This window comes from Bacteroidales bacterium (genome assembly GCA_012517825.1).
Taxonomy (GTDB): Bacteria; Bacteroidota; Bacteroidia; order Bacteroidales; family JAAYUG01; genus JAAYUG01.
In genome coordinates this window covers 1-2653 of the sequence record JAAYUG010000128.1, presented here as the reverse complement: position 1 = coordinate 2653, position 2653 = coordinate 1, and the positions used below count along the sequence as shown (strand labels likewise).

At 50.5% G+C, this 2653-nt stretch carries 4 protein-coding genes; all 4 read right to left on the bottom strand.

The annotated features are described in order from the left end of the window. The coding region (gene trpB, locus GX419_08820; protein ID NLI24793.1) for a tryptophan synthase subunit beta at positions 1-1065 on the bottom strand (1065 nt) is incomplete at its 3' end. Beyond that, complete coding sequence (locus tag GX419_08815) at positions 1062-1670, bottom strand: phosphoribosylanthranilate isomerase (GenBank protein ID NLI24792.1); 609 nt, start codon at positions 1668-1670, stop codon at positions 1062-1064. The genes trpB and GX419_08815, both read right to left, overlap by 4 nt. A gap of 23 nt (positions 1671-1693) precedes the next feature. After that, positions 1694-2494 carry an indole-3-glycerol phosphate synthase TrpC gene (trpC, locus tag GX419_08810; GenBank protein NLI24791.1) on the bottom strand — a complete coding sequence of 267 codons (801 nt, stop codon included), beginning with the start codon at positions 2492-2494 and terminating at the stop codon, positions 1694-1696. Further along, positions 2491-2653: anthranilate phosphoribosyltransferase (locus GX419_08805; protein ID NLI24790.1), on the bottom strand; the 163-nt coding region annotated here is incomplete at its 5' end. The genes GX419_08805 and trpC, both read right to left, overlap by 4 nt.

Below are 2653 nucleotides of genomic sequence, written 5' to 3'. Positions count from 1 at the left end.
TGCTGATTCAAGGGCTGGAATAATGCCTTCGAGCCGCGTCAGTTCCAGAGCTGCTTCCAGTGCTTCTGTGTCGGTGGCCGATAGGAATTGCACCCGGCCGGTTTCGTATAGCCAGGAATGCATCGGTCCGATTCCGGGATAGTCGAGCCCGGCCGAAATGGAATACGGCTCGGTAATTTGTCCGTCCTCATTCTGCATCAGGTAAGTTTTGCTTCCGTGGATGATGCCGGGTCTTCCTTTTTTGATTGTGGCAGCTGTTTCGTTTGTATCAAGCCCTTTGCCGGCGGCTTCCACGGCCACCAGGTTAACCTCCTGATGGTCCAGGTAATGATAGAAAATTCCTGCGGCATTGCTTCCGCCTCCCACGCAGGCCAGGATATAATCCGGAAAGGGGTTTCCTGTTTTCTCCCTGAGTTGTTCGTTGAGTTCCAGGCTGATTACTGACTGGAGCCGGGCAACAAGATCGGGATACGGATGCGGTCCGACAACGGATCCGATAATATAATAGGTGTCTTCCGGGTTGTTGATCCAGTCGCGGATCGCTTCGTTTGTTGCATCCTTCAGTGTTTTATTTCCCGAAGTTACCGGCACCACTTTAGCACCGAGCATTTTCATCCGGGCCACATTGGGTGCCTGGCGGGCAATGTCGGTTTCTCCCATGTACACAATGCACTCCATTCCTTCCCGTGCACAAACAGTTGCCGCTGCCACTCCATGCTGTCCTGCCCCTGTTTCGGCAATGATCCGGGTTTTCCCGAGGCGCTTGGCCAGAAGAATCTGCCCCAGCGCATTGTTTAGTTTGTGCGAGCCGGTGTGAGCCAGGTCCTCCCTTTTCAGATAAATCTGTGTTCGGTATTTTTCGGATAAGCGGGATGCATAATACAAGGGCGTGGGGCGGCCGACAAAATCGCGCAGCAATTGCTGCAATTCCCGTTGAAATTCTTCGCTGTCAAGGATTTTCCGGTACGACTGGCGCAACCGGGTGATGTTGGGAACCAGCATCTCAGGAATGTAGGCCCCGCCATAAGGCCCGTAAAATCCCTTTTCATTTACTTCAAAGTTCATGTCTTTTGTCGTATTGTGGTGATGAATTTTTTCAGCAATGCAATGTTTTTGATGCCCGGTGAAGTCTCAAAACGGCTGTTTACATCCACTCCGGCCAGAAAGGGATGGGAAAATTCAGCCAGTTTCTCTGCATCCTCCGGGCTGATGCCTCCGCTAAGGAAAAAAGGCACAGGGCCTTCATAGCGGTTCAGCAGGTTCCAGTCGAATTGCTTTCCTGAGCCTCCGTATGCGGAAGTTGCCGTATCAAAAAGGAAGAAGCGACAAAAGGGAGCGTACTGTGGAAGCAGTTCAAACCGGAAGGAGGCATCTACCCGGAAAGCCTTAATAACCTGCAATTCATGCAAGGCAAGTTCCCGGCATTCTGCTGGTGACTCCTCCCCGTGAAGCTGAACAAACTGAAGGCCGGCCTTTTTGCTTTGCAACAGAACAGCTTCCGGTTCGGTGTTCACAAAGACTCCCGTTTTACCTATTCCGGAAGGAATTTCCCGGAACAGGGCATCTTCCGGATTTTCCCCGATATACCGCGGCGACTGCGGAAAGAAAATGAATCCCATGAGATCAGGCTCCAGTGTTGCTACTTCCCTGATGTTTCCGGGATCTCTCATTCCGCAAATTTTGATCAGAAGACTCATAGCTTCATTTTATTCATTATGTCCTGCCGGAGCTGATGAAGAGCAACCGGCGGGTCGGGATGCCGCATGAAGTGTTCTCCGATGAGGAAACCTTTATACCCGGCTTTATACAGAGTGATGATGGTATCGGCTGATGCGATTCCGCTTTCGGCAATTTTGATAAAATCTGCCGGTATTTTATCGGCCAGTTTCAGGGAGACATCAACAGAAGTGCTGAATGTACTGAGGTTTCTGTTGTTGACGCCAACCAGGGTGACATTCTTGTGCAGTGTATCGAGTTCCTGTTCGTTATGAATTTCCAGCAGCACTTCCAGATCGAGGTCACAGGCTCTTTCGGCAAGCATGTGAAGTTGTTTGCGGTCGAGCGCTGCGGCAACCAGCAGGATAACATCGGCACCTGCTGCTTTTGCCTCCCAGAGCTGATACTGGTCGATGATAAAATCCTTGCAGAGAACAGGAAGGTCAGTAATCTGACGCGCCAGGTGAAGATCGTTCCATGAGCCGCCGAAAAATTTTTCATCGGTGAGTACCGATATGGCGCTTGCCCCGTAAGCAGTATATCCTGTTATAACCGATTGCACAGAGGCCTTTTCATTCAGGACGCCCTTTGAAGGGCTTTTGCGCTTGAATTCCGCAATGATGGCAGGCGAACTTCCCGAAGTCAGGGCATCCTTAAGTGACGGGCCGCTGAAAGTGCTTTCGGCTTTCTTCATCAGCGAAGAGAAAGGCAGGCGTTGTTTCCGTTCTTCCACTTCTTTTTTCTTATGGGCGATGATTTCTTCAAGAATGCTGTTCATGGTTGTATTTCAATTAGTTTCTTGAGGACATTGTATGCTTTGCCGCTTTCAAGCGATTCGGCGGCCATCTGTATACAATCCTGCATAGATTTTTCGCTGTTCAGGCAGGCAAGAGCAAGGGCAGCATTGGCAATAACAACGTCTTTCCTGGCCGGGGTA

Bases quoted from the DNA above. Each gene is read 5' to 3' on its own strand.
- trpC (NLI24791.1), bottom strand. From the start codon at position 2,494: ATGAACAGCATTCTTGAAGAAATCATCGCCCATAAGAAAAAAGAAGTG.
- GX419_08815 (NLI24792.1), bottom strand. From the start codon at position 1,670: ATGAGAGATCCCGGAAACATCAGGGAAGTAGCAACACTGGAGCCTGAT.